Here is a 4,569-nt window from a genome sequence, read left to right as displayed (position 1 = left end):
ACCATAGACCATAGGCTGAAGCATACTCCCATCATGGCAAAGGACCAAAGCCCCGGAGAACTCAGATTGACCAGGCATTCAGGAAATTTTATGATTGAGCCTATGGTGGAGGAGATTTTATCCACAGATCTGATAGGCACTGTCGGCGTATTGACCAAAACCAATGAGGAAGCCCTGAAAGTTGTCAGTTTGCTGCTTCAGCAGGGTATTCCCGCAAGTTTGGTACAAAGCAACGATCTTTTCAACCTCTTGCAACTCTATGAAGTCAGGACATTTTTCAATGCCCTCAGACTACAATCCGGAGAATATACCATTTTGGATGAAAAATGGAGTCAGGCCAAACAGGTCTTGAAAAAGGAGTTTGGCGGCGGCACCACTTTCGAATGGATCAGCAACATGTTGGAGGATTTTGAGAAAATCTACCCCAAGGTCAGGTTCAAAAGCGACTTGGAGACCTTTATTTCCGAATCCCGAATTGAGAATTTTTACAGACAATCTTCCGATAGCGTACTTGTTTCCACTATTCACAAAGCAAAGGGCAGGGAGTTTGATCAGGTTTTTCTTTTGTTGCAGCAAAAACAGGTCAGGGAAGATAAGGAAAAACGCTTATTGTATGTGGGGATGACAAGGGCCAAAAGTTTGCTTTCCATCCATTATCAGGGGCAGTTTCTGGAAAACCTGAAAGTATCCCCAATGAATTATAAAGATGAAAAATCCATATTTGAGGATACAGAAACTTTGATATTGCACCTTTTGCATCAGGATATCTTTTTAAGTTTTTCCCATAGCCGGCAGCGGGAAATTTCCCGACTGAGGCCGGGTGATAAGCTCAGATTCAACGGACAAGATTGCCTCGATGCCAAAGGACATCCCATACTCCGCTTTTCCTTCGCTTTCCAAAAAACTATAGAACGCCTGGCAACTAAAGACTACCTACTCCAAAGAGTCAGCGTAAATTGGATGGTCAATTGGACAGATTCCGATACAGGAAAGGAGGCTTTGGTGGTGTTGCCGGAGGTGGTTTTTGGGAGGAACGGGAAGAATTTTTAAGAACAAAGTACGATGTACTAAGTACCAAGTATGGGGAATCTCTTAGAAAAACGATGGCGTCATTCTGAATGAAGCCAGTTGAACCTTGAAATCTATACAGACATCTATGCGAAGTGAAGAATCTCTACCAGGAATAAGGGTAATTTTATTTACCACATTGGACACAGAGAACATATAGTTTTTTTCCAATAGGTCATTTCTTAAACTTCAATTCAAGACGGATCTTGGAAGCGATTTACCACTCTCCAATTAGAGACAATCCGTCAGTTCCCCCATTCCCATTTGTGAACGTACTGCGTTCACAATTGAGTTGGACTCATTACAAATGAAGCAGAAGCCCTGTAAGAGCGAAATATCGTTAGCCCCGGGTAAGGTGCTTCTTATTGCTTTTCGGATTCTGTCAATCCTCATGCACCGCCGCCCGGGGTTATGATAGAGATGATGCAGCAATTTCGGTCACAAATTCTATTTTGGAATACAAAGCTTATTCACCGAAATGTGGAACAGAGATCTTTTTGGTATGATGTTTTTTTAGGTCGTTAGGTCTATTTCATTTTTTTACATTAATTCTCTTACTTTTTTGCTTGACCAAAAAAGTAACAAAAAAGTCAAGACAATGGAAACCTATCAACCCGCAAGGCCCTCGCCGGCCCGGTCCATTGTCTTCCTGCCCGCTATCCCACGAAATGAGGAAAAGAGTAGAATTTGAGATTTCTTCTAACAGCCCCAGAGGGGCAAAATATCGGTAACCCCGGGTAAGGTGCTTACTATTGTTTTTCGGATACTGCCCATCCTCATGCACCGCCGCCCGGGGTTATGTTCGCGATGATGCAGCAATTTCGGTCACAAATTCTATTCTGGAACACAAATCTTATTCACCGAAATGTGGAACACAAGATTTTTGAAAGGGTGTTTTTTAGGATAGGCACCTCTAATCCATTTTTACATTAATCCTCTTACGAATGGGAGTTTGGAAACTCCATACTCAGAAGTCACGAAGCCAGAGTCTTCGGACAACAGGGTCCAGACTTTATTTCTTACCTCTTTTCAACTGGCTTCATAAGAAAAAATACTCTATTTTTAAACTGTTAATTGGTGGTATTGGAACCATCTTATTACTCCAAAAATTCCTGTCAATGGATGATCTTTTAGCTGCCCGGTCACAGATGGCCCTATCATTGGAATTTCATATTATTTTTGCCTGCATTGGTATGATCATGCCGTTTTTTATGGCGATCTCCCATTATATTTATTTGAAAACCGGGAAGCAGGTCTATAAGAAACTGACCGTGGCCTGGAGTAAAGGGGTGGCCATATTCTTTGTCACAGGAGCAGTATCGGGGACGATGCTCTCTTTTGAACTGGGTCTGCTATGGCCCAAATTTATGGAAGAAGCCGGTCCTATTTTTGGAATGCCCTTCTCTCTGGAAGGGACTGCGTTTTTTATCGAGGCAATAGCATTGGGTTTTTTCTTGTACGGTTGGGGCAAGTTTCACCCATGGTTTCATTGGTTTACCGGGGTGGTAGTAGGGGTCAGTGGATTGGCGTCGGGGATTTTGGTCGTAGCAGCCAATGCCTGGATGAATTCACCGACTGGTTTTGATATCATAGATGGGGTGTATACCAATATTGATCCGATCTCCGCCATGTTCAATGAGGCATGGTTCAGTCAGGCGTTGCATATGGTGTTGGCGGCATTTGTTGCAACAGGTTTTGCAGTGGGTGGAATCCATGCTTGGTTGGTAAGGCAGGGCAAATCTAAGGAAATCCACCTTCCGGCCATGAGGATTTCCCTGACCATTGGTGCGGTCGCTGCCCTGCTGATTCCTTTTAGTGGTCATTATTCCGCAAAGGATGTTGCCCATCGGCAACCTGCCAAACTTGCGGCAATGGAAGCGCATTTTCATACCGAAGAACATGCGGCCTTGATCATTGGGGGGATTCCGGATGAGGAATCCGAAACCGTAAATTATGCCATTAAGATTCCCGGAGGGCTGAGTTACCTGATCTATGGTGACTTTGTCACGGAGGTGACCGGCTTGGAAGATATCCCAAAAGATGAGCGTCCTCCGGTGGCCATCGTCCACTATGCTTTCCAAATCATGGTGGCAACAGCAATGCTGTTGTTGTCTGTGGGGTTACTGTGGTTGGTAGGTCAATGGAGATCGGCAGCATATATACACTCCCGTTGGTTTCTGACCTTGCTTGCGGTGGTCTGTCCATTGGGTTTTATTGCCGTGGAGGCGGGATGGACCGTTACTGAGGTGGGAAGGCAACCTTGGATCCTGTATGGCATCATGAAAACTGCCGATGCGGTGACACCTATGCCGGGTATCGTTTACTCATTTTGGTTGTATCTGGGGATTTACCTTTCCCTGGCTATGATTGTGGGTGTTTTGTTGCTGCGGCAGGTCAGGGCTTTGGAAAAGGATCCTGACGAAAAACAAACCCAAATGTCCTAAGGCTATGGTTGAAATTGTAATCGCTTTTCTCTACCTGTCCATATTGATGTACCTCCTTTTTGGAGGAGCGGATTTTGGTGCGGGTATCATCGAACTCTTTACCTCGAATGACAAAAAAGACCGGACAAGACAGCTGACCTATCAGGCTATTGGTCCAATATGGGAAGCAAACCATATGTGGCTGATTATTGCCATTGTGATTCTATTTGTAGGCTTTCCCACCATTTACACCACAGTTTCCATTTTCCTTCATATTCCTGTTTCTTTGTTGCTATTGGGCATTATTGCCCGGGGAACAGCTTTTATCTTCCGACACTATGACCCTGAAAGGGGAAAGATTCAGGTGTTGTACAATTCCATATTTGTCTATTCCTCTTTCCTAAGTCCCCTGTTTCTTGGAATTCTGGCCGGGACGGTGATTTCAGGAAGGATTGACCTTGAGGCTGGCAGTTTTGTAGATGCCTACGTCATTCCCTGGCTGGGTTTGTTTCCCCTCAGTGTAGGTTTGTTTACAGTGGCGATATGTGGCTACTTGGCAGCAGTATTTTTGATCGGTGAAGCGGATAATGAAGGAGACCAAATAACATTCAGAAAAAAAGCCATCCGAATGAACATCCTGACGGTGGTGGCAGGAGGTATAGTCTTTGTTGCGGCCAAATGGGAGGGGATTCCTTTGTTGGAAGGATTGCTGGATAATACCATGAGTATTCTGGCCCTGGTATTGGCAAGCATTTCCCTGCCCTTGACATGGAAATTCCTATTGAAAAACCAACATATCCTAGCCAGACTTTTGGCAGGGTTTCAGGTCAGCATGATCCTCTTTGCCCTGTTTTACAGCATCCACCCATCAATTCTGATCTTTAAAGATGGTACGATGGGCCTGAAAGAAGCTGCTGCCGGATTGGCCACTATGAATGCGCTGGGAATAGCCCTACTTGTAGGAAGTGTCTTTATCATTCCTTCCCTGATTTATTTGATCTATAGTTTTCAGAAGAGGCCGATTGGCGTTTTGGGGGGGAGAAGAAAGTAAAGGGTAAATTTAAAGCACCTAGAATTG

Annotated in this window: 3 protein-coding genes; all 3 read left to right on the top strand. The window is 44.6% G+C overall.

Features of this window, described 5'->3' with window-relative positions:
- On the top strand, window positions 1-1,050 hold a 1,050-nt coding region (locus tag ACEW8U_RS10705; RefSeq protein ID WP_373522031.1), incomplete at its 5' end, for a 3'-5' exonuclease.
- 1,136 nt (window positions 1,051-2,186) lie between these two features.
- Window positions 2,187-3,512 carry a cytochrome ubiquinol oxidase subunit I gene (locus tag ACEW8U_RS10700; protein ID WP_373522030.1) on the top strand — a complete coding sequence of 442 codons (1,326 nt, stop codon included), beginning with the start codon at window positions 2,187-2,189 and terminating at the stop codon, window positions 3,510-3,512.
- Between the two features lie 4 nt (window positions 3,513-3,516).
- Window positions 3,517-4,542, top strand: coding sequence for a cytochrome d ubiquinol oxidase subunit II (locus ACEW8U_RS10695; RefSeq protein WP_373522029.1), 1,026 nt, complete (start codon window positions 3,517-3,519; stop codon window positions 4,540-4,542).
- Window positions 4,543-4,569: the final 27 nt, after the last annotated feature.

Origin of the sequence: Aquiflexum sp. (assembly GCF_041751335.1) — a bacterium.
Taxonomy (GTDB): Bacteria; Bacteroidota; Bacteroidia; order Cytophagales; family Cyclobacteriaceae; genus Aquiflexum.
The sequence above is the reverse complement of the archived record's forward strand: the minus strand, read 5'-3'. Positions and strand labels throughout refer to the sequence as shown.

What these genes read in the sequence shown, in the direction of transcription:
- ACEW8U_RS10695 (WP_373522029.1), top strand. Translation starts at nt 3,517, where the DNA reads ATGGTTGAAATTGTAATCGCTTTTCTCTACCTGTCCATATTGATGTAC.
- ACEW8U_RS10700 (WP_373522030.1), top strand. Translation starts at nt 2,187, where the DNA reads ATGGATGATCTTTTAGCTGCCCGGTCACAGATGGCCCTATCATTGGAA.